This window comes from Streptomyces sp. NPDC001568 (assembly GCF_042893755.1).
Classification (GTDB): domain Bacteria; phylum Actinomycetota; class Actinomycetes; order Streptomycetales; family Streptomycetaceae; genus Streptomyces.
This window is the reverse complement of the sequence record NZ_JBIAVF010000003.1, coordinates 113,756-136,610: the sequence shown is the minus strand read 5'-3', so window position 1 is coordinate 136,610 and position 22,855 is coordinate 113,756. Positions and strand designations below refer to the sequence as shown.

Genomic DNA, 22,855 nt, shown 5'->3' with positions numbered 1-22,855 from the left:
TGCGTCGCGCTACGTCGTGCTACGCGGCGCGGTGTTACGTGGCGAGGTCCAGCCGGGCCAGCTCCACACGGGAGCTCACGCCCAACTTCGGATAGGCGTTGTAGAGGTGGTAGCCGACCGTTCTGGGGCTGAGGAAGAGCTGCGAGCCGATGTCACGGTTCGTCAGACCCGCTGCCGCCAGCCGGGCCACCTGCAACTCCTGCGGCGTCAGGCGGTCCGCGAGGGACTCCGCCTCCGGCCCGGACCGGCTCTCCCCCGAGGCCCGCAGCTCCGCGGCGGCCCGGTCCGCCCACGGGCGCGCCCCCAGCCGGTCGAAGGCCTCCTGTGCGGCCCGCAAGGGCCCCCGGGAGTCCACCGGCCGCCGGCTCCGGCGCAGCCACTCCCCGTAGAGCAGCCCCGTACGCGCCTCCTCGAACCGGTCGGTGTCCCGGGCGGCATGCAGGTCCAGGGCCCGCCGGAAGTGCTCCTCCGGTTCCCGACTCGGGGCCGCCGAACGGCCCCCGACGCCCGAACCGCCCCCGACGCCCGAACCCCCGGTACCCGAGCCGCCCGCCAGCAGCCCTTCGCACCGGGCCAGCACCGCGTGGACGGCGGGTCCGTCCAGGTGCCGAGCCAGCTCCGCCAGCCGGTCGAAGGCCTCCCGTCCCTGGTCGGGACGGCCCGCCCGGACGGCCGCCTCCACCTCGTCGGCGTCCCGGCCGCAACAGGTGCACGCCGACCCGGCGGGAGCGGCGGCGGCCCGGTCCGCCGCCGCTTCGAAGCGGCCCAGCCCCAGGTCCAGCAGGATCGCAGCCGAGGTCCTCAAGTGCCGTACGTCGGGAAGGTCCACGGCGTCCGAGAGCGCCCCGAGCTCCTGGAACCAGGCCTCGTCCCCGCGTGCGGCGGCCAGTTGGGCCAGCGCCGCCGCGAGCTGGGCCCGGGTCCGGGTCTGGCCGGTGTCCGAGGCGATCCGCAGCCCCTCAGTCCCCCCGGCCAGCGCGTCCCGGTGCAGCCCGAGCCGCAGTTGGGCCTGCGCCACCTCCAGCAGGGCCCGCGGCATCAGCCCGACCGCCCCTTGCGCCCGGCACTCCCGCTCGACGGCCCCGGCCCGCTCGTACGCGACCCGGTGATCGCCCAACAGGCCGTTCCAGCACGCCGCCCTCAGGCCTTCGCGCAGATCCCCCAACGGGCCGGACGAGGCCTCCCGCAGGGCCCGTAGCGCTGCCGTGCGAACGCCGGCGTCGGACGAGGACACCCGGGCCAGGGCCTGGATCGCGGGACCGCCCGGCAGGTCCAGTTCGGCCGCGGCGGTCGCCGCACCGGCCGCCGCCACCGGGTCGCCGGCCACCCAGGCGCTGCCCACGGCCAGGAAGAGCATCCGCGCGGCGTCCTGCGGCTCGGCCGCCGCGATCGGCAGGGCCGCGTCCAGCAGCAGGACGTGCGCCCGCGACAGGTTCCCCTGCTCGTTGGCGACCTCGGCGGCGATCTCCGCCACCCGGGCGCGCGCCGTCGCGTCGCCGCCCTGTTCGCGGCGGGCCGCCTCCGCGAGCTCCCCCGCCCGGTCCAACTGCCCGGCATCGAGGGCGGCCCGGGCGGCCGAGCCCAGCCTGCGCGCCCGCTCGACCGGCTCCGGACTGAGGGCGGCCGCCCGCTCGTACACCGTGGCCAGCGCCGCGTGACCACCCCGCGCGCGGACCTGCTCGCCGCTGCGCTCCAGCTCCGCGGCGACGCCTTCGTCGGGTGCGGCCTGCGCCTGGGCCCGGTGCCACGCGGCGCGGTGCCCGCCGCCCGCGTCCGCCAGGGCCCGGTGCGCGGCGAGCCGCCGGGCCGCCGGGCCGGACCGGTAGGCCGCCGAACGGATCAGCGGGTGCCGGAAGACGAGCCGGCCCCCGTCCAGCCGGACCAGGCCCTGCGCCTCGGCGGGGGCCAGGTCGGTGACCCCCGCGCCCAGCAGCCCCGCGGCCTCGAACACCGTCCCGGCGTCCCCCTCGTCGGCCGCGGCGGCGACCAGCAGCAAGGTTCCGGACGCCTCGGGGAGCGCCCCGATCCGGGCGGCGAAGCCCTGCTCGATCCGGCCGTGCGGGCCGTCGTACGACAGCCCGTGCCCCTCCCGGCGCGCGGCGGTGAGTTCCAGGAGGGCCAGCGGGTTGCCCTCCGCCTCCCGCTGGATGCGCTGCCGTTCGTGGTGGTGCAGGTCGGCCGCGTACAGGGTCAGCAGGTCGCCCGCGGCCGCCGGGTCGAGGCGGCGCAGCCGCAGCTCGTCGAAGCCGTCGGGCCGGAACGCCGGGGTGTGCGGGTCCCGTACGCCGAAGAGGACCGCGATCCGCTCCGCGTGCAGCCGCCGGGCGGCGAACACCAGCGCCTCGGCGGAGGCCAGGTCCAGCCACTGGGCATCGTCCAGTACGCAGAACAGGGGCCGCTCCTCGGCGAGTTCCGCCAGCAGGGTCAGCACCGCGAGCCCGACGAGGAACCGGTCCCCGCCGCTGGGCGCGGCCTCGCCCATTCCGAGCGCGGTCCGCAGGGCCCCCGCCTGGGCCCCGGGGAGGGCGTCGATCCGGCCGAGCGCCGGCCGCAGCAGCAGATGCAGCCCGGAGTAGGGCAGCGCGCTCTCGAACTCGGTCCCGGTGCCGCGCAGAACGCGTGGACCGTCCCCCGCCGCGGCCACGGCGGCGTCCAGCAGGGCGGTCTTGCCGATGCCCGCCTCGCCCCGGACGACCAGGACCCCGCTGCGCCCGGCCGCCGCTCCCGCCAGCAACCCGTCGACGACGGCGAGTTCCTCGCCCCTCCCCACCAGCACGGAAGTTCCCCCTTCGATCCCGGTCATCCGACAGATGACCACGACGCCTTCGCGGTCCTACGTTTGCGCCGTCAGCCGTTCCCTGTACGGGAACCGTACTCGGAGGCCCCAGGTGAAGATCGAAATCACTCTCGACATCCCTTGCGTCTGGTCGTACTTCGCCTTCAACCGGCTGCGCCGGGCGGCCGCCCGGGTCCGGGCCACCGGAGCCACGGTCGATTTCGTCTTCCACCCCTACCAGTTGGCGCCCGGAACGAGCAGCGATGCCGAACCCAAATCGGCGGTGCTCCGCCGGGCGTTCGGGTCGGGAGCGGACGCCGCCGTCGCCCGCGTCACGGCGCTCGCCGCCGCCGAAGGCCTGGAGTTCGACCACGAACGGGCCCTGTGGTCCAACACGTTCGAGGCGCACCGGCTGATCGCGGACGCGGGGGCGCGGGGCCGCGCCGAGGACGTGGTCGAGCGGCTCTTCCGGGCCCACCACACCGACGGCCTGAACATCGCCGACCCGGAGGTCCTGCGGAGCGTCGCCGCCGAGTTCTCGGTCGTCCGCCGCGGCGACGGCGCCGACGCACTGCGCTCCGCTCTGGAACGGGTCCGGCGCGAGGCCCTGCCCGGCATCCCCTTCCTGCGGTTCCCGGACGGCGCCACCTCCACGGGCATGCCGTCGACCGCGCTGCTGGACCACGCGCTGGGCCTCCCGGAACGGGCGACGTCCGCCTGAGACCGGGAACGGGGCCCGCCACCGGGGGCCCGTGCTCCGGATGCCCGCCGCCGAGGCCGCTCCGGCCCGTGGCGGGGCACGGCACTAGGCTGCGGCCCATGGAGTCCTACACGATCGGCCAGGCAGCCCGGCTGCTCGGCGTGAGCAGTGACACCGCCCGCCGTTGGGCCGACGCAGGCCGCTTCCCCACGCGCCGTGAGGGCAACCGGCGCATCGTGGACGGGCCGGACCTGGCGGTGTTCTGCGTCGAGGTCGCGCAGGAGGGCGCCGAGGACGAGGACGCCGCGCACACCTCGGCCCGCAACGCGTTCCCGGGGATCGTGACCGGCATCAAGCTGGGCACGGTCGGCGCCCAGGTGGAGATCCAGGCCGGCCCGCACCGGGTCGTATCGCTGCTCACCCGGGAAGCGGTGGAAGAGCTGGGCCTCGCGGTCGGCATGCGCGCCACCGCCCGCGTGAAGTCGACGAGCGTCTTCGTCGACCGCACCTGACGCCGCCCCGCTCACCAGGATCGGCCCCCTCACCGGGATCGGCCCGCCCCCGTGCGGCTCCCGAACCCCGTTCACGCGTGCGCCCCCGTTCACGCGTGCGCCCCCGTTCAGGCGTACGCCCCCGCGCGGGCCGCGGCCAGGGCGGCGCGGGCGGCGCGGCCGGCCGCGGCCCCGTCCAGGGGGGCGTCGGTGGTCAGGAACCGGTAGTACAGGGGGGCGGAGACGGCCCGGATCACCTCGGCGGGGTCGGTGCCGGCGGGCAGTTCACCCCGCTCCACGGCCTCCCTCACGCAGGGCGCCCACTCCGCGACGCGGACCTCGTAGAAGCGGTGCAGGGCCTCCGCCGTCCTCGGGTCGCTCGTGGCCGCCGCGATCACCGCCTTGAACAGGGCCCCCTGGCGCGGGTCGGTCAGCGTCCGCCGGACCAGGTCGGCGTTGGCCGTGAGGTCGTCGAGCAGGGAGCCCGTCTCGGTGCGCGGCAGCGACTGTTCGGCCATGTCCGTCAGCAGGTCGGCGACCAGGGCGGCCACGGTTCCCCAGCGTCGGTAGACGGTGGTCTTCCCGACGTCCGCGCGGCGGGCGATCTCGGCCAGGTCCAGTGCGTGGAAGCCCTGTTCGGCCAGGGTGTCCCCGGCCGCCCGCAGGACGGCCGTACGGACCCGTGCCGTGCGGCCCCCGGGGCGGACGGTTCCGGGTTCGGCGGCGGCGTCGCTCGAAGCCATAACGGGTCTCCGGTTCCATTAGCGGTGGCGTGGTGTTACGTTGGGATCACCTTAAAGGGTCTGCGGTTCCGTTACTGCTTTCTGGAGGGAACGTCATGGAATACAGGCAGCTCGGCGCGTCCGGTCTCAAGGTCCCCGCCCCCAGCTTCGGAGCCGGCACGTTCGGCGGCCGGGGCCCCCTCTTCGGGGCCTGGGGCACCACCGACGCCAAGGAGGCGCGGCGGCTGGTGGACATCTGCCTGGAGGCGGGCATCAACCTCTTCGACACGGCCGACGTGTACTCGGAGGGCGCCTCCGAGGAGGTCCTGGGCCGGGCGGTCCGGGGCCGTCGCGACCAGGTGATCCTGTCGACCAAGGCCGGCCTGCCGACGGGCGACGGGCCCATGGACGCCGGAACCTCCCGCTCCCGCCTGATCAAGGCGACCGAAGACGCCCTGCGCAGGCTGGGCACCGACCACCTCGACCTCTTCCAGCTGCACGCCTTCGACGCCGCCACCCCCGTGGAGGAGGTGCTCTCCGCCCTCGACCAGCTCGTCCGCGCAGGCAAGATCCGGTACGTGGGCGTCTCCAACTTCGCCGGCTGGCAGCTGATGAAGTCCCTGTCCGCCGCCGACCGGCACGACTTCCCGCGCTACGTGGCGCACCAGGTGTACTACTCGCTCGTCGGCCGCGACTACGAGTGGGAGCTCATGCCGCTGGGTCGGGACCAGGGCGTCGGCGCCCTCGTGTGGAGCCCGTTGGGCTGGGGCCGGCTCACCGGCAAGGTGCGCCGGGGCCGCCCGCTGCCGGCCGGGAGCCGCCTGCACGACACCGCCGACTACGGCCCGCCGGTCGACGACGAGCACCTCTACGACGTGGTCGACGCCCTCGACGACGTGGCCCGGGAGACCGGCCGGACCATCCCGCAGGTGGCCATCAACTGGCTGCTGCAACGCCCCACGGTCTCGTCCGTGATCATCGGCGCGCGCAACGAGGAGCAGCTGCGGCAGAACATCGGCGCGGTCGGCTGGTCCCTGTCGCCCGAGCAGACGGCCCGCCTCGACGCCGCGAGCCACCGCCCGGCGCCGTACCCGTACTTCCCGTACGAGCGCCAGGAGGGCTTCGCCCGCCTCAACCCCCCGCTGCTCAAGCCCCCGACGGAGATCTCCCCGCCCCACACCCCCGCGGTGGTGTGACGCGCTCACGGGGGTGCCCGGCCGGACCGCCCTTCCGCCCGACACCGGGCCGGACCGGACCGGACCGGACCGGACCGGGGAGCGTACGTACGTCGCCGGCTCAGCCCGCGAGGACCGGGCTCAGGTCGATCCGCGCGAGTCGCTCGGGGTCGGTGAGGATGTCCAGCGCGGTGATCCGGCCGCCCCGGACGGTGAAGGCCATGACCGACAGCGGCTTGCCGTCCGCCATCGACACCACCCCGGGCGTGCCGTTGACCAGCGCAGGGTAGGCGGATTCGGCGAACCGGGCGAAGGCGATCGCCTGCGACGCCACGTCGGCCGCGCCGCGCCGCAGCAGGCCGGGCAGCAAGGAACCGCCGTCCGAGCGGGCCACGATCTCCGGGTCGAGCAGGGCGACCAGGGCGTCGAAGTCGCCGCCGCGCGAGGCGGCGAGGAAGGCGTCCACGACCTGCCGGCGCCGGGCCGGGTCACTGTCGGGGGCGGGCGCCGCGCCCTGGACGCGACGCCGGGCGCGGGCGGCGAGTTGCCGGGTCGTCGCCGGGGTCCGGCCGAGGATCGGCGCGATCTCCTCGAAGGTCACCGCGAACATGTCGTGCAGGACGAACGCGAGCCGCTCGGCCGGCGACAGGGCGTCCAGCACGACCATCAGCGCGATGCCGACCGAGTCGGCGAGCAGCACTTCCTGTTCGGGGTCGACCAGGTGGGGGCCGCTGACGACCGGGTCGGGCAGCCGTACCGGCCGGTCGCCCACCTCCAGCGGCTCCTCGCGCCGGGTGGCGCGGGAGCGCAGCAGGTCCAGGCAGATCCGCCCGGTCACCGTGGTCAGCCAGCCGCCGAGGTTCGCCACACCGCTCGTGTCGGACCGGCTCAGCCGGAGCCACGTCTCCTGGACGGCGTCCTCGGCGTCGCCGAGCGATCCGAGCATGCGGTAGCCCACCGCCCGCAGGTGGGGGCGGTGCTCCTCGAAACGCCGTGCCAGAAGATCGGCCCGGATGCTCTCCCCGTCCATCCCGCTCCCGCCGTTCCGGTCCTGCTCGTCGGCCCGGCCGTGCAGGGCGATCCGGCTGTCCCGGCCGTCCCGGTTGTCCCGGCCGTCCCGGCCGTCCCCGCCGTGCTCGGCGTTCCGCTCGTCCCGGCTCATCGGTCACACCCCCGTGGTGATCCGTCGCCCGGTCGGCCCGTCGGCCGGCCGGTCCGTCCGGGCGACGGTAACCGGCGATCGGCGCGACAAGTGGCGCGGATTCCCCGAACGGCCGCCCGGAGCCGGGCGCGCACGGGACGTCAGGGCGGGCGCGCACGGGACGTCAGGGGGTGCCGGAGGCCTCCGGGGGACGTCGCGGCGCGGACCCGCCGCAGGGAGTCAGCCGGTGTCGCCGTCCGGCCGTCCCGCGGCACGCCGGTATTCGGCGTTGATGCGCTGGGCCTCTTCCAGCTGGTCCTCCAGGATGACGATGCGGCAGGCCGCTTCGACCGGAGTGCCCTGGTCGACGAGTTCCCGGGCCCGGGCGGCGATCCGCAGCTGGTAGCGCGAGTAGCGGCGGTGGCCTCCCTCGGAGCGCAGTGGCGTGATCAGCCGGGCCTCACCGATGGCACGCAGGAACCCGGGCGTGGTGCCGAGCATCTCGGCCGCCCTCCCCATCGTGTAGGCGGGGTAGTCGTCGTCTTCCAGTCGGTCGCCGAGCGGGTTGTCCGCCGTCATCCGCACCTCCTCGGGGAACGTGACGGGGCCCCGGCGCCGTACGGCACCGGGGCCCCGAAGGAAATTCAACACCATCCGCAGGTTCCGTCGTCGCCCCACCCTCGGGGCAACGCCGGCGTCCCCACCTGCGGGCGGGTTCCGTGGGTCAGGCGGACACCGGCGTTCCGAGTGCCGCCTCGGCCCGCTGGAGGGGGGTGAGGGCGGGTGCGGGCGCGGGCGCCGGCTCGACGGGAAGGGTGCGGCAGGTGAAGCCGAGGGCGGTCATGGCCCGGACGACCTCGGCGGCGCTGAAGTCGCGGCGGTCCTGCCGGGTGACGACCTCGCCGACCTGCTTCACGGGGTACGTACGGCGCCCGATGATCACGGAGTCACCGGTCACCGGCTCGGGCTTGACGCCCTTCATCTTTTCCAGCACGCCGCTCTTGGTCAGGTCGAACGGGAAGCGGGCGATGACGCAGCGCATGGGACCTCACAGGGAATCGCAGGGGAAGAAGGGGAAGGCCCGGTGGTCGGACCCCGGCCCGGGGCCGGGCCCCGACCTGGAGCCTCGGCCCTCAGGCCTCAACCGTAGGGCCCGGAGCCCGAAGCCTCATACCGCGGGCTTCGTACGCCGGCCCTACGCCACGAGCCGGACCGCGGTCGGACCGCGGTCGGGCGTCGTGGCCTTACGCCGCGGCGTCGAGCGACGACTGCGTACGGGCCGGACGGCGACGGGCCTGCGAGGGGCGGCCGCGGCCGCCGCGGGAGGTGGCGCTGCGCGACGAGCGCTCGGCCGGGGGCGCGGTGATGACGACCGGCACGCCCGACGGCGTTCGGGCGCCGGTGATGCGCTGCAGTTCGGCCTCGCCGGAGCGGACCTGGGTGACCGTGGGGCTGATCCCGGCGTCCGACATGAGGCGGGTCATGGCGCGTCGCTGCTGGGGCGTGACCAGGGTGACGACGCTGCCGGACTCGCCGGCGCGCGCGGTGCGGCCACCGCGGTGCAGGTAGTCCTTGTGGTCGGTCGGCGGGTCCACGTTGACGACCAGGTCGAGGTTGTCGACGTGGATGCCGCGCGCGGCGACGTTCGTGGCGACCAGCACGGTGACGTGACCGGTCTTGAACTGGGCGAGGGTGCGCGTGCGCTGCGGCTGCGACTTCCCGCCGTGCAGCGCGGCGGCCCGTACCCCGCTGTTGAGCAGGTCCTGGGTCAGTCGGTCCACCGCGTGCTTGGTGTCCAGGAACATGATCACGCGGCCCTCGCGGGCGGCGATCTCGGTGGTCGTGGCCTGCTTGTCGGTGCCGTGTACGTGCAGCACGTGGTGCTCCATCGTGGTGACGGCGCCCGCGGACGGGTCGACGGAGTGCACGACCGGGTCGTGCAGGTAGCGGCGCACCAGCAGGTCGACGTTGCGGTCGAGGGTGGCGGAGAACAGCATCCGCTGCCCGCCCGGGCTGACCTGGTCCAGCAGGGCCGTGACCTGCGGCATGAAGCCCATGTCGGCCATCTGGTCGGCCTCGTCGAGCACCGTGATGTCGACCTGGTCGAGCCGGCAGTCGCCGCGGTCGATCAGGTCCTTGAGCCGTCCGGGCGTCGCGACGACGACCTCGGCGCCGCCGCGCAGCGCGGAGGCCTGCCGGCCGATGGACATGCCGCCGACGACGGTCGCCAGCCGCAGCCGCACGGCGCGGGCGTACGGGGTGAGCGCGTCGGTGACCTGCTGCGCGAGCTCGCGGGTCGGTACGAGGACCAGCGCGAGCGGCTGTCGGGGCTCGGCGCGTCGCCCGGCGGTACGGGAGAGCAGCGCGAGGCCGAAGGCGAGGGTCTTGCCGGAGCCGGTACGTCCGCGGCCGAGCGCGTCACGGCCGGCGAGGGTGTTCGGCAGGGTGGCGGCCTGGATCGGGAACGGGACGGTCACGCCCCCGGCCACGAGGGCCGCGAGGATCGGTCCCGGCATGCCGAGGTCGGCGAACGCCTCGACGGCGGGCAGCGCCGGGGTGATCGTCTCGGGCAGCGCGAACTCCCCCTGCGGGGCGGAGGGCCGACGGCCGTAGCCACCGCTCGGACGGCCGTAGCCACCCGACCGCCCCTGACCGCCGCCGCCACCGCCGCCGGAGCGTGCGGGGGCACCCGAACGGGTGGAGGAGGACCAGGAGCCGCCGCCGGAGCGGCCGCGGGAGGATCGTTCATTCGTACGTGTGCGGTTCATGGGGAACCTTCCTTGATGCGGCGCGTATCAAGGAATTCCCGCAGCGAAACGCACCGCGCGGAGAATAGCGAGAACGGGCCGGATGAAAATTCGGAACGGGGTGGGCCGAACGATGCGGCCGGGCGGGCCGCGGAGGCTCTTACGGAATTCAATTCCGGAGCCGTGGGCCCTGCCCCCGTGTGAAAAAACGGACGAGCCGGGGCCCGCACCCCAAGGTGCGGGACCCGGCTCGTCCAACGCGTGCGTCAGGCAGAGACGATGTTCTCGGCCGTCGGGCCCTTCTGGCCCTGCGCGATGTCGAAGTTGACCTTCTGGCCTTCCTGGAGCTCGCGGAAGCCCTGGGAGGCGATGTTCGAGTAGTGGGCGAACACGTCAGGGCCGCCACCATCCTGCTCGATGAAACCGAAACCCTTTTCGGCGTTGAACCACTTCACGGTGCCAGATGCCATGTTAAATCTCCTTCGGGGGCAAAGCCCGGAGTCCGCACTGTGCCGACTCCGTGTCGCCGCGATGATCGCCCCGTCCGGAAAACGCACCGGAAATACAGAAGTGCTTCCACCCGAAATAATCCGGTGGAGGCACTTGGAGTTTTGGGAACCACAACTGCAACTGGTATCGACAGTAGCACGGTGGGGGCGGTTCCGTGGGGTGAATAATTTCGGCCCGTCGCATGCGTGAGAAATGTTTACCGGGCCTTGTCGCTAATTCTCACTTCGCGGTGACAGATATCGAAGACCCCCGGAGGGAGGGTTCGAGCGGCGTGCGGCGCGCCTCCGGCGTCGGGTGTGTGCGGGCGGGCGAACGGGTCGCGCCGGCGGGTGGGTGGGAGGCGGGTGGGAGGCGACTCCGAACGGAGGGTGTCCGGGTGCGTCACGTGTCGATCGATACGGATGCAGGCATATGTACTGATAAGTCTCGTGGCATCCGCCCTGTCTGTTGTCTGGTCGAGGAAGGCCCCCTCCATGAAGCGTTTCCCGGTGATCGGCGTGCTCTGCGTCAGCGTGGTGTTCGGTCTGAGCGCGTGCTCGGACGACAGCGACAACTCGCCCTCCGACGAGGCGAGCAAGGCCACCCAGGCCGCAGCCGCCCTCTGTACCGATCTGGCCGCGCTGAAGGCCGACAACGCCAAGCTGAAGGCCCTGAGCCCCGCGAACGCGACCAAGGACCAGGTCAAGGACGCCGTCGACGCCGTCCAGAAGGACTGGGAGGGCGTGAAGGAGAACACCTCCGCGCTCAAGGAGGCCGAGCGCTCCGCGGTGCAGGCCGCCGCCGAGGACCTCAAGAAGGCCTACGAGGGCCTCCCGGGCGACACCACCGGCAAGGACGCGCTCACCCAGCTCCAGCCGAAGATCCAGACCCTCGACGAGGCCACGACGTCCGCCTCCTCCGGCCTCAAGTGCTGACGAGGCCGCGCTCCCGCCACGCGTGAAGGCCCCGCCCGGAGGACCGGGCGGGGCCTTCACGTCATCCGTGCGCCGCCCGCCGACATCCGTGCGCCGTCGTCCGCCGCCCGCCCGTACGCCCTCATCCGCCCGCCGGCGCGGGCGCGGGCGCCTTCCCGCCCCAGGGCAGCAGCTCCGTGACGACGAAGGCGACCACGACCGCCAGGATCACGACGGGCATCATCGCGGCGCTGCCGAGCAGCAGGACGACGAGGACCACGCTGCTCACCGGCAGCCGCAGCATGGCGGCCGTGGCGGCCGCCATCCCGGCGGCCATCGCGGGGGCGATGCCCAGGCCGGGCAGGGGCGCCAGGAGCACGCCCGCCGCGGCGCCGAGGAACAGTCCGGGAAAGACGGGGCCGCCGCGCAGGCTGCCGAGGCACAGCGCGTAGGCGACGCCCTTGAACAGCAGCAGGGCCAGCAGCGCGCCGACGCCCCAGGCGTACGGATCAGCCGCCAGCGAGGCGAGGGCGGCCTGCCCGGACAGCGCGGCCTCGGCGGGGGACCGGCCGGTGAGCAGGGCGTAGAGCGCGGCGCAGGCCGCGGCGCCGAGGGCGCACAGCACGGTCCGTACGAAGGGTCGCCCCGTGACGTAGCGGGCGACGGCCCGGGCCCCGACCGACACGGGGTGCAGGGCGACGGCGAAGGCGGCCCCGATGGCCACCGCCCAGAACACGTCCGGCGCGTCCAGCCGGGGGAGCGGCGCGTACAGCTCGAGGGACAGGTCCCCGGTCCCGAGCCCCGTCCAGCGTCCGAGCCCCGTGAAGACCAGGGACCCGATGCCGCTGGACAGCAGGGCGGGCAGCATCACGGCGAACAGCTGGGGCCCGCCCACGCCCGCCACCTCGATCAGCAGGACCGCGGCGATGAGCGGGTTGCCGAAGATCGCGGAGATGGCGGCGGCGGATCCGGCCGCGCCCAGCAGCGCGATGCCGCGCGGGGTCGCCGGTGCCCGCGACAGGTCCCGGAAGAGCAGGGCGAGGCCGCCGCCCAGGGCGATCAGCGGTGCTTCGGGGCCCAGGACCGCGCCGAACGGCAGGCAGGCCGCCGCCGCGAGCAGGATCCCGGGCAGCGCGGCCGACGAGGCGACCCCCGTGTGCAGCCCGTCCCCCGGCACGTCGCCGCCCGCGCCGGGCAGGTGCTTGGCGACCAGGCCGACGCCGGTTCCGGCGACGAGGAGCAGCGGGAACGGCCACCACCAGGGCGGGCGCGTCAGGCCCAGGGCCGAGGGGAGGTCGGCCCACAGGACGTTTTCCAGCTCGTGCAGGGCCACCAGGAACCAGAACGCGGCCAGGGACACCGGGATGCCGATGAGGGCGCACAGGACGAGCGTCTTCAGGTAGCCGGGGGTGCGGAGGATGTGCCGCAGGACGTCGGCCTCCAGCGGCTGTCCGCCGTCCGGAGCGGACTCGGAAGGGGTTCGCGGCTCCGCCATGGATCACTTCCTTTCGCGCTTCCTCGATGGTCCACCCGGGTGGCGGCGCCCGCCGCCCGGACCGCCCGTCGGGGCGCCCACCGCCGGGTCCTGCCGTCAGGGCCCGTCGTCCGCGTCCGCGTCCGCGTCCGTGCGCGTGGCGCCCGCCGCGCGGCGGGCGACCCCGATCCTGACCGCGCTGAACAGCACCTTGGCGATCAGGCCGACCACGATCAGGTCGGCGATCATCTGCACGGTGGTCAGCACCCGGCCGGTCTGGGTGGCCGGCGCGATGTCCCCGAAGCCCACGGTCGCGAACACGGTGACCGTGAAGTAGAGGGCGTCGGTCCGGTTCAGCGGCTCGGAGAACGACCCCGGTTCGTTCTCCGAGAGCAGGAAGTACGTCACGGAGAACAGCAGCAGGAACAGCGGGACGGCGGTCGCCAGCGCCTCCACGGCCCGTAGCCGCGGGTGCTGCGCGTGGGTGATGGCGAAGACCTGCCAGACGACGAGCGCCCCGAACAGGCCGAGGCCCAGGACGAGCAGCAGCACGGTCGTGACCCCGGCCTCGTGGTCCAGCGGCGCCACGTAGAACAGCCAGGTGAGCAGACCGGCCGAGGCCACCGAGCGGGCCAGGGGCGCCACGAGCATGCGGCGCAGCTGCCGGGGGCCGGCGTTCTCCCGGTCCGGTGCCGCGGATGCCTCGGGCGCCTCGGGTTCCATGGCTTCAGGAGAAGGTGCCGACGCGTTCCGCGCGACCCGGGCGACCCGCTACGGGGGCGTCGGGGCGGCCCACACCAACGGGTGGGCCCCGGCGCCCGTGCGGTCGACCCGGCGCAGCCGCTCCCGTACGACCGCGCGCCGCTCCGGGGGGCAGCGGGCCTCCAGCCGGGCCAGCAGGTCGCGGAGCCTGCGCAGGGCCATCGGGGAGCCCGCGGCGGCGTAGGAGAGCTCGTCGATCGCGGTGGCGACGTACTGCTCCCAGTCGGGGACCGGGAGCGTCACGCGTGGCCGGCCCGCGCCGTCGGGGAAGTGGCCGATGCCGAGGTCCCGGTCGGCCAGCCGGGTCAACAGGTCCTCCGTACGGTCCATGCTCTCGACCGCCGTCGCCGGGTCGTTGACGGCCGGGGACAGCGCCCGTAGCGCGATGTCCGCCAGGAGCCGGAAGGGCAGGTCGGGGTCCTGGTCCAGGGTGCGCTCGGACCCGGTGGCCACGGCGTCGAGCAGCGTCGGCGCGGGCGGCCCGGCGCCGCCCGAGACCTCGGCGAGCACCGTGCCCCGCCACACGGGCATGCCGGGGGTGACGCGGAACGCGATGGTGCAGTCGTGTCGCTCCGCGAGGGCGACCAGCGCGCGCACGTCGATCCGCTGGACCACGGCCGCCGGCCCGGACCACCGGACGGGAGCTCCGTCTCCCGGCGGGGGAGGAGTCGCCCGGTCCGGGTCGTACGGACGGTCGTAGAGGTCGTCGAAGAGGCGGTGGGCGCGGCGGCAGATGGCGGTCAGCGAGTGGCCGAGTTGGATCGAGTCGAACGCCTTCGTCTGCAACGCCCGCATGAGGCCGATCGCGATCAGCGAGGCCAGCATGGCGAGGGAGGGGACGAGGGCCGAGACGTCGTCGTCGGCGCCGATGGACAGCCCCGAGGTGACGCAGAAGACGAACACGCCGACGGTGAAGGCGAAGGCGCGCCAGACGATCGGCTCGTCCCGGAACAGGGCCAGGCGCGGGGAGAAGGCGCCGGCCGAGAACTGCACGACCAGGAACAGCATCGAGTAGATGATGCTGACCAGGCTGATCACGCCGAACCCGATGGTGAACAGCAGGTTCGCGGCGCGTCCGGCGTCGATCCGGGGCCCGGCCGGCACCATCGGCGTCACCAGCCCCAGCAGCAGCCCGAGGACCGCGCAGATCAGCTGCGACAGGTCCCGGCGGACCGCGCGCGCCGGGCGTTGGAACAGCGCGCCCCGCCGGCGTCGCCGGTCAGGGGCCCGCACGGGCCGCACCCCCGTCCCCGTGCCGGGGCGCGGTCGCGCCGGCGGCCCGGCCGGCGGCGGCCAGCAGGGCGAGTACGGCGAGGACGGCGAGCAGGATCAGCACCAGCAGCAGCACGGTGAGCACCGTCGGGTGGTTCCACAGCGCGAACACGACCGCGAGGACGGTCACCACCACCGTGGTCACCCACCGCCGGTTGGCCTCCACCCAGGCGCCCGCGCGCCCGCCGCTCACCCCGTGGGCGGCGCCCCACCGGGCGGTGGAGTCGGCGGTGCGCTCGGCCCGACCGCGCACGCCGCGCGGCAGCCGGCCGGGCCCGGTCAGGTACGCGCCCAGCGCCACGACGACCCCGAGCACCAGGGCGGTCCGCAGGGCGACCCGCAGGAACCGGACGAGCGTGTCGAAGACCGCCGCCGCTGCCGCCGGGGACTGGACCTGCGCGGGCAGGTGGTCGAGGTAGTAGCGGCGTGCGACGACCAGCGCGATGCCGACCAGCAGGCAGCCGGCGGCCGCGCAGAGGGCGGTGGTCACCAGGGCCCGGCGGCGGCGCCGGGCGAGCAGCACGCCGGCCGCGGCGAGGGCCACGGTCAGCACGGGCAGCCAGTTGCCGACGACGTCGAGGAGGTGGACGGCGCCCCTGATCTTCTTCAGTTCGTCGGACTGGAAGAGGACCATCTGCTTGTCGACGTCCGGGATCTTCTCGGCCGGGGAGAGCCCGGCGTCGACGAGTTCCTTCTTGACCGTCTCCACGGCGGTGCCGAGGTCGAGGGTGACGGTGCCGCCGTCGACCTCCACCGCGCCCCGGCCGTGGCCGGTGAGCGCGCGGACCACGGCCCCGTGGGCGAGGCGGTTGGCGCGGGTCCACACGGTCTCGAACCGGTCGCTGTCGACGAACCGGGTGGCGACCTTCGAGACCGCCTCGTCGGCGGCGGAGTCCAGGGAGGGTCCGAGCGCCTTGACGGCCGTACCGACCCTCGGGGGCAGCCCCTGTTCCTCCAGCCACTTCGCGAGGTCGGCGGTGATGCGGGCCCCGTCGATCCGTACGTCCGCCGCCTCGCCGATGCGGTGCACGGCGGCCGCCTCGATCGCCGGGTTCGAGGCGAGGGGGGCGACGGTGGACACGTAGCGGCCGGTGTCCAGCACGATGTCGTGCACCCAGACGGTGATCAGGGACAACGGGACGAGGAGGCAGGCGAGGGTGATCAGGACCGCCGAGAAGGCGCTCCGCGCGATCCGCCCCGCACGCGAGGGCTCGCGTGCCGCGGGCGGGTTCGGCGGCGCGGGCTGCGCGGGCGGGCCGGGCTGGTCGGACGGCAGGGTCATGGCACTCCCGGGAACGGCTGGGGCGGAATGCCGCCTCCTGCCATTGGGCACGTGCCGCCCCGCCCCGCGCATGTCCGGTTGGGCCCATCGGGTGCACGCGCGCCCCACGTGTCCGGTGCCGCAGCCCTAGCCGGCTAGTCGGTGACGGTGGGCAGCGAGAGGCCGTAGACCTGGTTGAGGACGGTGGGCAGCAGGGCGTTGGTGGTCGTCCTGCCGTCGGGCGACAGGGTCAGGTTCGTCCACACGACGAGCGTGACGTCGTTGTCCGGGTCGTGGCCGATGAAGGAGTTGAAGCCGGGCAGCTCGCCGCCGTGGTAGTACATCGCGGCCTTCGGGGCGAAGCGCTGGTAGGAGATGCCGTACCCGTACTTCTGCCCGTCGGGCGCGGCCGGGTTCTCGGCCCGCGGGCTGTCGAGCCACTGCTTCTGGGTGGCGGCGTCGAGGACCTTGCCCGTGACCAGGGAACGGATCCAGGTGCTCAGGTCGTCGGCGGTGGAGACGACGCCGCCGGCCGCGAAGGCGTAGGACGAGTTCTGGTGGGTGTAGTCCACCGGCTTCAGCTTCCCGGAGCGCGCCGCCGCCGCCAGCTCGGCGGGGTAGGGCTGGTCGACCAGCGCGTACGCCGATCCGCCGTACATGTAGCCGTGGGCGTACGGGCTCGGCAAGGTGGTGTCGCCGGCGGCGGGCAGCGAGGTCCCCGCCATCCCGAGCGGGGCGTACAGCCGGTCTTGGAGCTGACGGGCCAGCGGTCGGCCGCCCGCCTTCTCGGCGACCAGGCCCAGCAGGACGTAGTTGGTGTTGCTGTACTCGTAGGACGCGTCGGGGGCGAAGTTCGGGGCGCGCCGGAACGCGAGGTCGAGCATCTCGCGCGGTGTGACGGCCTTGCCGGGCTCGGAGTCCATCCGCGCCGAGAGCTCGGGCGCGTCGGTGTGGTTGTAGAGCCCGCTGCGCATCCTCAGCAGGTCGGCGAGGGTGATGTGCTCGCCGTTCGGCACGCCGGCGACGTACGCGGACACCGGATCGGTCAGCTTCAACCTGCCGTCCTGCGCCAGCAGCATGATCAGCGCGGCGGTCATGGTCTTGGTGTTGGAGGCGATCCGGAAGTGGTCCGCCGCCGTGGGGCGGTCGGAGGTGCCCAGCTCGGTCGTGCCGACGGCCGTACGGAAGGTGCCCTGCGGGGTACGGAGCAGCACGACCGTGCCCGGGACCCCCAGCTTCTTCGCCGCCGCCTCCACGGCCGACCGCAGCGCGGCCGGGTCGATGGGCCTCAGGTCCGCCGGGAGGGAGGGGCTCGCGGTGGCGACGGTCGGACCGGCCGGGTCCGCCGCCCCCGTTGCCCCGGCCGGCAGGGCGCAGCCCACGATCAGCAGGGCGGCGCACGGCGTGACCACGGCCGTACGACGTCGGAGCCGCCGGAGCCGGTGGGGCCGGTCGGGTCGGCGGTACGGGGCTTCGTCCTCGGCCCGGGAGTTCCTCATGCCGGCATCACAGCCTTCGCCCTCGTGCACGGCGATCCGGCGCCCCGGCCGGGGGCGCGGGGGCCCGAATCACCCGAATGGGGAGGTAATCAACTATTCCACAACGAGCTCGACCGGGTCGGCCGGGTCGGCCGACACGACCGGGCGGGAGCGCCGCCGGGCCCGGGAGCCGCCGGCGGCGAGGTCGGTACGCAGCCGGCCCAGCAGCGCCGTCGCGGCCGGTCCGGCCGGTCCGGCGGTCCGCCAGGCGAGGGCGACCCGGGCGCGCGGCTGCGGTTCGGCGAAGGCCAGGATCCGCAGCCCGAGGGCCGAGGCCCGGTCCTCCGCGATCCTCGGTACGGCGGCCACCCCGAGCCCTCGGGCGGCGAGCTGGGCCAGGAACCGCGGATCGGCTGCCTCGAACACCACGCGCGGCCGGAACCCCGCCCGTGCGCAGGCGCGTTCCAGCACCCCGCGACTGCCGGTGCCGCGCGGCAGGCTGATCACCGGCCGGTCGCGCAGCGCCTCCAGCGGCAGGCCCCCTCCGCCGGTGTCGCCCGCGAGCGCGATCAGGGGGTCGTCGGGGGCGACGGCGGCGACCAGCGGCTCGTCGATCAGAACCTGGAGGGCGACCCCCGCCGGCGGTTCCTCGTCCGCGAGCCCGACCAGCGCGAGGTCGAGCACCCCGTCCCGCAGCGCGTCGAGCATCCGCTCCGAGGAGTCCTCCGTGACCGCGACCTCGATGTGCGGGTGCCGGGCGTGAAAGGCGGCCAGCGCGGCGGCCAGGTCGAACTCGTGGACGGCGGCCCCGGAAAGCACCCCGATGGTGACCCGTCCGCGGAGCAGCCCCCCGAACTCGTCCGCCACCTCGCGGGCGCCCTCGACGGCGGCGAGCGCGGCCCGCGCGTACGGCAGCAGGGCCCGCCCCACCTCCGTAGGCGTCACCGACCGGCCCGAGCGGTCCAACAGCGTCTGTCCGAGCTCCCGTTCCAGTTGCCGGATCTGAGCGCTGATGCCCGGTTGGGCCAGGTGCAGTCGTGCGGCGGCACGCGTGAAGCCCGCTTCCTCCACCACCGCGACGAAGTACTGCAACTGCCGGAGCTCCATAACCAGCGATTCTAGAAGGGAGCACAACAGGCTCTTGGACTTCCGAGGTCCCTCGCGATCACCCTGGACGCATGGTGGACACCACGGAACTCAGGACGGTCATCGCGGCCGAACGCAGGGAGCTGGCAGACCTGTTGGCAGGTCTCCCGGTCGAGAGCTGGGACGCCCCCAGCCTGTGCGCGGGCTGGCGGGTGCGTGAGGTCGCGGCCCACATGACGATGGGATTCCGGTACTCCCTCGCGAAGACGGCGAGGGAACTCCTCAGGGCGGGCGGACGCCTCCACCGGATGACCGACGCCTGTGCCCGCCGGGACGCGACCGCGTACCCGCCCCGGCAACTGGCCGCGTTCCTGAAGGACAACGCGCACCACCCTTGGACCCCGCCGGTCGGCGGCCTCCCGATGGCGCTGGCCCACGACGTCGTGCACGGCCTGGACGTCACGGTCGCGCTCGGCCTCGACCGGCGGGTGCCCGAGGACCGCCTGCGCGTCCTGCTCGCCGGCGTCGACGCCCGGACGCTCAGGTTCTTCCGTACGGACCTCACCGGGATCGAACTGCGCGCCACCGACCTCGACTGGTCCTTCGGCGCCGGCGCCCCCCTCCACTCCACCGCCCAGGACCTCCTCCTCATCGCCCACGGCCGCAAACTCCCCCCGCACCACCTCCCGACCTCCGCGGTGAGCACCCGCTTCTCCCGTCCCTGAACCCCACGGAACCCCTCCTTCACCACAACCGGAAAATATGGTCAACAGAGCGCGCTGCCCCACGAGTTCGGATCCGACGCGAATCGCCGTGCATGATGCGGGGCCAAGGCGTATCCCCATGCCCCGGCCGTGGCAGTCTTCTCGCCAGCACAAGGTTCTTGGAGTGGAGGTACGCACCCCGTGGGTGTCACTGTCAATCCCACCGTCAGCAGGCGCCGACTGGGGTCGGAGCTGCGTCGGCTCCGGGAGATCAGCGGTATGACGACGCGGGAGGTGTCGACCAGCCTGCTGATTTCCCAACCCAAGATCAGTCTGTTGGAGAACGGCCGCCGCAACATCAAGCCGCGCGACGTGCGAGATCTCTGCGGGCTGTACGGAGTCCGGGATCAGCGGCGTGTCGACGATCTGATGAGGATGGCCGGGGAATCGGGTCGGCAGGGCTGGTGGAACGCCTACGACGACATCCCGTACGGCGCCTACATCGGCCTGGAGACCGAGGCGGCCGCGGTCCGCTGCTACGAGCCCCACGTGGTCCCCGGTCTGCTGCAGACCTCCGCCTACGCGCGGGCGGTCATCGCAGGAACGATCCCTCATGCCACTGGCGAACAGGCCGCCACACGCCTCGCCGTACGCATGCGGCGCCAGGACCGGCTGCGCGGTCCGGGCAGCCCGCTGCGCGTATGGGTCGTGCTGGACGCATCGGCGCTGTGCCGCGTCGTGGGCAGCCGCGAGGTCATGCGCGAACAGCTGGAACATCTGACCCACCTCGGCGCCCAACCCCACATCACCGTGCAGGTCCTTCCCCACGACGTGGGTGCGCACCCGGGTGTCTCCGGACAGTTCACGCTGCTCGAGTTCGCCGAGACCACCGATGGGAGCGTGGTGTATCTGGAGAGGTTCACCAGCGACCTCTATCTGGAAAAACGATCCGACGTACGACGCTACGGCGACGTGTACGCGCACCTACAGGCCCAGGCGCTGAGCCCGGACGGCACCCGGATCTTCATCGAGGAAGTCATCAAGGCGTACGCCGACGGCCCCGAACCGTCGCCGGACACCCGCGCGCCGTCCCCGCCGAACCCGTGAGCACCGTCGTCCTGCGCGGTGGGTGACAGGGTGGCAGGGCCCGGCCGGGGTGACCGCGGACCGGTGGCCGGGCCCTGGGCGTGCGACGGCGTTCCGGTCAGAGGTTCTCGTCGTGCAGGTCCTCTTCGCGCAGCAGGTCGTCCTCGCGGCGGCGCGAGGTCTCCTTCTGCCCCTGCTTCTGCCCCTGCTTCTGTCCCTGCTCGCGGGACGACCTGCCCGGCTGGGGGTGAGCGGGATCTCCGGAGCGATGGTGCTCCTGTGCCTCGCTGCCCTTGCCCGGCTCCTTGGGCTTGTCCTGCGTACCGCCCATGACGTCGACTCCTTTTGGTGCGTGGGGTGCGGGTTCCTCCCGGATGACGCTGACACGCACGGTCGCGGTCTGCATCATTTCGACTGCGAGGCGAGGCACGCGGGTGATGCCCGTGCCCGACGCGGTGTGTGGGAAGGGCCCGGGCCGGCCGTTCGGTGCCGGGGACGGGTGCGTTCCCGGCGCCGAACGGCCGCCCCGTCAGTGGGGCGTGGCCGCTCCCGCCCGTGCCGTGCGGCCCGTGACCGGTGCCGCGGTCCGGCCGCTCAACTCCGGTCGGGCGCGAGCCTCGTGGTCGGCGCGGTGTCGCTCCGCGCAGGGGCGACCCGCTGCTCGGCGTCGGGGACGCCCGGCCTGCCCTGCGGTGGTACGGATCCGCATTCCGCCGCTCGGCCGGGTGCGGGCCGCCACATCCCCGTGCGCCGTGCGGCGCGTCGCCACAGGTGGGGCAGGAAGGCGTAGAAGCGGTCGGGAAGGAAGACGGCGTCCGCGATGATCATCGCGCCGGAGAAGAGGGGCAGTCCCAGGAGCACCGCGATACCGAGGTGCATGCCCAACAGCACCGTCAGAACGGGGTACTTGAGCTTCCCGAAGAGTACGAACGGGAAGGCGACCTGCAGGAGAACCGTCACGTAGCCGGCGATCGCGATCACCATCGGGTAATCGTCCACGAGGTGGGAGAGTGCGGGCCAGGGCTGGAAGAGTTCGAGGTTCAGCGCGTAGTGGAGAGCGGTGCCGCCGCCCCAGGTGGGACCCTGGATCTTGTAGAGGCCGGCTGATCCGTAGAGGAAGCAGACCTGTGCCGCGATGACGAGGATGCCGCAGTTGTGCACCACCGTGGTCAAGGTGACTCGGGCGTCGAGGAGTTGCCGTACGTACGGGCGCCGCACCGGCTCCGGCGCGTCGTCCGCGCGAGCCCTCCTGAGCCGCTCTCGGCGTGCGTCCAGGGACCAGCGCCGACCGCACGCGGTGAGGACGAGGTAGAGGGCCATCAGCAGGATCAGGTTGTCGCCCCCGTCCGTCATGAAGATCGACCTGGCATGGAACGAGGCCACCACGACGGCGAACAGGAAGGACGTGGCGCGGGTCCGCCAACCCAGCATGAACAGCGCGGACGTGAGGAGCGCCGTCACGTAGCAGAGTTCGAAGTAGGCGCGGCTGTCGGACAGGATCAGGAAGCTGTTCCAGCCCGTCTGGTCGAAGAGCTGTTGTGCCAGCGCCGGTGTCCAGGGGGAGCCGGGGCCCCAGATCTCGTCGCGGTGCGGGAACTCGCGCAGCAGGAAGACCAGGTAGAGCAGCCCGTAGCCGATGCGCAGGGTCGACGCGGCGTACAGGGAGATCGGCCGGTCGGTGAGGAGCGCCCACAGGTCGCCGATCCGGTCGAGGAGCCACCGGTGGGCCGTTGCGGCGAGCGAAGGCTCATGGGCCGCAGGTCGGTGCGGCGTGGCCGCCGCGGGAGCGGGCCGGGCGGTCTGCTCATTTCCCATGGGAGGTCACCTTCCACCAGGGCAGGAGCCGGTCCTCGGTGGGCGCCGGCGGTCGGCTCCCGGCCGGTGCGCCGGGTCCGGCGACGGGCAGGGTGACGACGCGGAGCTGGACGAAGTCGAAAGTGCCGCCGTCGTTGTGGGCGGCGAAGCGGTCCGCGGCGATGTTGCGCAGGTACGTCCGCACCATCACCGCCCGTTCGGAGCGTGCCGTGTCGCTCCCTCCGTGTGTCTCGACGTAAGAGGTCCAGGCGCGGCGTAGGAGGTTCTGGGACGTGTGGCTCGGAAATACGTTGTGGTCGACCGCCGAGTGGTCCACGGCGGCCAGGTCGAACCAGGGGGTCACCCGCATCGATCCCCCGGGGGCGGTGTGTGCGGTTCGCGCCAGGATCTTCCGGTTGGAGGAATCGGGGTCCGGGGCGAAGAGCCGCCAGTTCTGCTCGAAGAGCGGGAACACCCATCCGTTGACCTGCGAGCTGTACCGCTTCGATACGGGGTTGGAGGGGGCCACATGAAGGAAGACCAGGACGACGTGGACCAGAGCGGTCACCAGACAGAGGGCAGCGGCGGTGCGCAGCCCCGCTTTCAGCGCACGAAAACCCACGGCTGATTCGGGCGGCCCGACCGCGGCGTCATGGCGCTCCTGGGGGTCCGGACCGGAATCGGACTGATGGATTTCCTTCACGCCCGCGGATTCGATTCCGCTCAACACCGCCCACCCGGTCTTTCTCATGTTGCTGTTCGCCTGAGGTCTTTGCGACTCCC

Annotated in this window: 22 protein-coding genes; 6 read left to right on the top strand and 16 right to left on the bottom strand. The window is 73.5% G+C overall.

All coding sequences use genetic code 11. The features are described 5' to 3' along the window. Positions 1 to 34: 34 nt before the first annotated feature. A complete protein-coding gene (locus tag ACFY0I_RS06415) occupies positions 35 to 2,776 on the bottom strand; it encodes an AAA family ATPase (RefSeq protein ID WP_388890993.1) in 2,742 nt (913 codons plus the stop codon). 112 nt (positions 2,777 to 2,888) lie between these two features. Here ACFY0I_RS06415 and ACFY0I_RS06410 point away from each other — a divergent pair, with 112 nt between their 5' ends. Next, positions 2,889 to 3,497, top strand: a complete 609-nt coding sequence (locus ACFY0I_RS06410) for a DsbA family protein (protein WP_388890991.1) — start codon at positions 2,889 to 2,891, stop codon at positions 3,495 to 3,497. A gap of 98 nt (positions 3,498 to 3,595) precedes the next feature. Further along, complete coding sequence (locus ACFY0I_RS06405) at positions 3,596 to 3,988, top strand: molybdopterin-binding protein (RefSeq protein ID WP_388890988.1); 393 nt, start codon at positions 3,596 to 3,598, stop codon at positions 3,986 to 3,988. A 107-nt stretch (positions 3,989 to 4,095) separates the two neighbouring features. Here ACFY0I_RS06405 and ACFY0I_RS06400 read toward each other — a convergent pair whose 3' ends face one another. Next, entirely contained in the window at positions 4,096 to 4,710 is a 615-nt protein-coding gene (locus tag ACFY0I_RS06400; protein WP_388890985.1) for a TetR/AcrR family transcriptional regulator, read from the bottom strand. A gap of 95 nt (positions 4,711 to 4,805) precedes the next feature. On the opposite strand from ACFY0I_RS06400, the gene ACFY0I_RS06395 reads away from it, so the two are divergent. Next, positions 4,806 to 5,885, top strand: a complete 1,080-nt coding sequence (locus ACFY0I_RS06395; RefSeq protein WP_388890983.1) for an aldo/keto reductase — start codon at positions 4,806 to 4,808, stop codon at positions 5,883 to 5,885. Positions 5,886 to 5,985: 100 nt separating this feature from the next. Here ACFY0I_RS06395 and ACFY0I_RS06390 read toward each other — a convergent pair whose 3' ends face one another. The 5 genes from ACFY0I_RS06390 to ACFY0I_RS06370 form a co-directional block, all read right to left on the bottom strand. Then, positions 5,986 to 6,894, bottom strand: coding sequence for a sigma-70 family RNA polymerase sigma factor (locus ACFY0I_RS06390; RefSeq protein ID WP_388891792.1), 909 nt, complete (start codon positions 6,892 to 6,894; stop codon positions 5,986 to 5,988). A 351-nt stretch (positions 6,895 to 7,245) separates the two neighbouring features. After that, positions 7,246 to 7,584 (bottom strand): MerR family transcriptional regulator, encoded by a 339-nt coding sequence (locus tag ACFY0I_RS06385; RefSeq protein WP_388890980.1) that lies wholly within the window; start codon positions 7,582 to 7,584, stop codon positions 7,246 to 7,248. A gap of 145 nt (positions 7,585 to 7,729) precedes the next feature. Continuing rightward, on the bottom strand, positions 7,730 to 8,047 hold the full coding sequence (locus ACFY0I_RS06380) for an SCO5918 family protein (RefSeq protein WP_388890978.1): 318 nt from the start codon (positions 8,045 to 8,047) through the stop codon (positions 7,730 to 7,732). Positions 8,048 to 8,249: 202 nt separating this feature from the next. Next, positions 8,250 to 9,773: a DEAD/DEAH box helicase gene (locus ACFY0I_RS06375; RefSeq protein ID WP_388890975.1), complete on the bottom strand. Its 1,524-nt coding sequence runs from the start codon at positions 9,771 to 9,773 to the stop codon at positions 8,250 to 8,252. Between the two features lie 245 nt (positions 9,774 to 10,018). Further along, positions 10,019 to 10,222 (bottom strand): cold-shock protein, encoded by a 204-nt coding sequence (locus ACFY0I_RS06370; RefSeq protein WP_030206327.1) that lies wholly within the window; start codon positions 10,220 to 10,222, stop codon positions 10,019 to 10,021. A 513-nt stretch (positions 10,223 to 10,735) separates the two neighbouring features. Here ACFY0I_RS06370 and ACFY0I_RS06365 point away from each other — a divergent pair. Continuing rightward, on the top strand, positions 10,736 to 11,176 hold the full coding sequence (locus ACFY0I_RS06365) for a hypothetical protein (RefSeq protein WP_388890972.1): 441 nt from the start codon (positions 10,736 to 10,738) through the stop codon (positions 11,174 to 11,176). Between the two features lie 121 nt (positions 11,177 to 11,297). Here the strand turns inward: ACFY0I_RS06365 and ACFY0I_RS06360 are convergent, their stop codons facing one another. The 6 genes from ACFY0I_RS06360 to ACFY0I_RS06335 form a co-directional block, all read right to left on the bottom strand. Continuing rightward, on the bottom strand, positions 11,298 to 12,650 hold the full coding sequence (locus tag ACFY0I_RS06360; RefSeq protein ID WP_388890969.1) for a chloride channel protein: 1,353 nt from the start codon (positions 12,648 to 12,650) through the stop codon (positions 11,298 to 11,300). A 96-nt stretch (positions 12,651 to 12,746) separates the two neighbouring features. Further along, entirely contained in the window at positions 12,747 to 13,352 is a 606-nt protein-coding gene (locus ACFY0I_RS06355) for a potassium channel family protein (protein WP_388890966.1), read from the bottom strand. A gap of 48 nt (positions 13,353 to 13,400) precedes the next feature. Continuing rightward, complete coding sequence (locus tag ACFY0I_RS06350; protein ID WP_388890963.1) at positions 13,401 to 14,624, bottom strand: DUF2254 family protein; 1,224 nt, start codon at positions 14,622 to 14,624, stop codon at positions 13,401 to 13,403. Then, positions 14,611 to 15,945 carry a hypothetical protein gene (locus ACFY0I_RS06345; RefSeq protein ID WP_388890960.1) on the bottom strand — a complete coding sequence of 445 codons (1,335 nt, stop codon included), beginning with the start codon at positions 15,943 to 15,945 and terminating at the stop codon, positions 14,611 to 14,613. The genes ACFY0I_RS06350 and ACFY0I_RS06345 overlap by 14 nt, the downstream gene beginning before the upstream one ends. A gap of 134 nt (positions 15,946 to 16,079) precedes the next feature. After that, positions 16,080 to 17,423, bottom strand: coding sequence for a serine hydrolase domain-containing protein (locus ACFY0I_RS06340; protein ID WP_388890957.1), 1,344 nt, complete (start codon positions 17,421 to 17,423; stop codon positions 16,080 to 16,082). Between the two features lie 93 nt (positions 17,424 to 17,516). Continuing rightward, a complete protein-coding gene (locus tag ACFY0I_RS06335) occupies positions 17,517 to 18,509 on the bottom strand; it encodes a LysR family transcriptional regulator (protein ID WP_388890955.1) in 993 nt (330 codons plus the stop codon). Positions 18,510 to 18,580: 71 nt separating this feature from the next. On the opposite strand from ACFY0I_RS06335, the gene ACFY0I_RS06330 reads away from it, so the two are divergent. Beyond that, on the top strand, positions 18,581 to 19,213 hold the full coding sequence (locus ACFY0I_RS06330) for a maleylpyruvate isomerase family mycothiol-dependent enzyme (RefSeq protein ID WP_388890952.1): 633 nt from the start codon (positions 18,581 to 18,583) through the stop codon (positions 19,211 to 19,213). 180 nt (positions 19,214 to 19,393) lie between these two features. Next, a complete protein-coding gene (locus tag ACFY0I_RS06325; RefSeq protein ID WP_388890949.1) occupies positions 19,394 to 20,299 on the top strand; it encodes a helix-turn-helix domain-containing protein in 906 nt (301 codons plus the stop codon). Between the two features lie 97 nt (positions 20,300 to 20,396). On the opposite strand, the gene ACFY0I_RS06320 is transcribed toward ACFY0I_RS06325, so the two are convergent. The 3 genes from ACFY0I_RS06320 to ACFY0I_RS06310 form a co-directional block, all read right to left on the bottom strand. Beyond that, entirely contained in the window at positions 20,397 to 20,609 is a 213-nt protein-coding gene (locus ACFY0I_RS06320) for a hypothetical protein (protein ID WP_388890947.1), read from the bottom strand. A 263-nt stretch (positions 20,610 to 20,872) separates the two neighbouring features. Next, positions 20,873 to 22,093, bottom strand: a complete 1,221-nt coding sequence (locus ACFY0I_RS06315) for an HTTM domain-containing protein (RefSeq protein WP_388890944.1) — start codon at positions 22,091 to 22,093, stop codon at positions 20,873 to 20,875. Continuing rightward, the gene (locus tag ACFY0I_RS06310) at positions 22,083 to 22,823 is read right to left on the bottom strand and encodes a DUF5819 family protein (RefSeq protein WP_388890941.1); all 741 of its coding nucleotides are present in this window, start codon (positions 22,821 to 22,823) and stop codon (positions 22,083 to 22,085) included. The genes ACFY0I_RS06315 and ACFY0I_RS06310 overlap by 11 nt, the downstream gene beginning before the upstream one ends. Positions 22,824 to 22,855 lie beyond the last annotated feature (32 nt).

Coding starts and splice junctions, on each gene's coding strand:
- ACFY0I_RS06405 (WP_388890988.1), top strand. CDS start 3,596: ATGGAGTCCTACACGATCGGCCAGGCAGCCCGGCTGCTCGGCGTGAGC.
- ACFY0I_RS06400 (WP_388890985.1), bottom strand. CDS start 4,710: ATGGCTTCGAGCGACGCCGCCGCCGAACCCGGAACCGTCCGCCCCGGG.
- ACFY0I_RS06395 (WP_388890983.1), top strand. CDS start 4,806: ATGGAATACAGGCAGCTCGGCGCGTCCGGTCTCAAGGTCCCCGCCCCC.
- ACFY0I_RS06390 (WP_388891792.1), bottom strand. CDS start 6,894: ATGGACGGGGAGAGCATCCGGGCCGATCTTCTGGCACGGCGTTTCGAG.
- ACFY0I_RS06385 (WP_388890980.1), bottom strand. CDS start 7,584: ATGACGGCGGACAACCCGCTCGGCGACCGACTGGAAGACGACGACTAC.
- ACFY0I_RS06380 (WP_388890978.1), bottom strand. CDS start 8,047: ATGCGCTGCGTCATCGCCCGCTTCCCGTTCGACCTGACCAAGAGCGGC.
- ACFY0I_RS06375 (WP_388890975.1), bottom strand. CDS start 9,773: ATGAACCGCACACGTACGAATGAACGATCCTCCCGCGGCCGCTCCGGC.
- ACFY0I_RS06370 (WP_030206327.1), bottom strand. CDS start 10,222: ATGGCATCTGGCACCGTGAAGTGGTTCAACGCCGAAAAGGGTTTCGGT.
- ACFY0I_RS06365 (WP_388890972.1), top strand. CDS start 10,736: ATGAAGCGTTTCCCGGTGATCGGCGTGCTCTGCGTCAGCGTGGTGTTC.
- ACFY0I_RS06360 (WP_388890969.1), bottom strand. CDS start 12,650: ATGGCGGAGCCGCGAACCCCTTCCGAGTCCGCTCCGGACGGCGGACAG.
- ACFY0I_RS06355 (WP_388890966.1), bottom strand. CDS start 13,352: ATGGAACCCGAGGCGCCCGAGGCATCCGCGGCACCGGACCGGGAGAAC.
- ACFY0I_RS06345 (WP_388890960.1), bottom strand. CDS start 15,945: ATGACCCTGCCGTCCGACCAGCCCGGCCCGCCCGCGCAGCCCGCGCCG.
- ACFY0I_RS06340 (WP_388890957.1), bottom strand. CDS start 17,423: ATGAGGAACTCCCGGGCCGAGGACGAAGCCCCGTACCGCCGACCCGAC.
- ACFY0I_RS06335 (WP_388890955.1), bottom strand. CDS start 18,509: ATGGAGCTCCGGCAGTTGCAGTACTTCGTCGCGGTGGTGGAGGAAGCG.
- ACFY0I_RS06330 (WP_388890952.1), top strand. CDS start 18,581: ATGGTGGACACCACGGAACTCAGGACGGTCATCGCGGCCGAACGCAGG.
- ACFY0I_RS06320 (WP_388890947.1), bottom strand. CDS start 20,609: ATGGGCGGTACGCAGGACAAGCCCAAGGAGCCGGGCAAGGGCAGCGAG.
- ACFY0I_RS06315 (WP_388890944.1), bottom strand. CDS start 22,093: ATGGGAAATGAGCAGACCGCCCGGCCCGCTCCCGCGGCGGCCACGCCG.
- ACFY0I_RS06310 (WP_388890941.1), bottom strand. CDS start 22,823: ATGAGAAAGACCGGGTGGGCGGTGTTGAGCGGAATCGAATCCGCGGGC.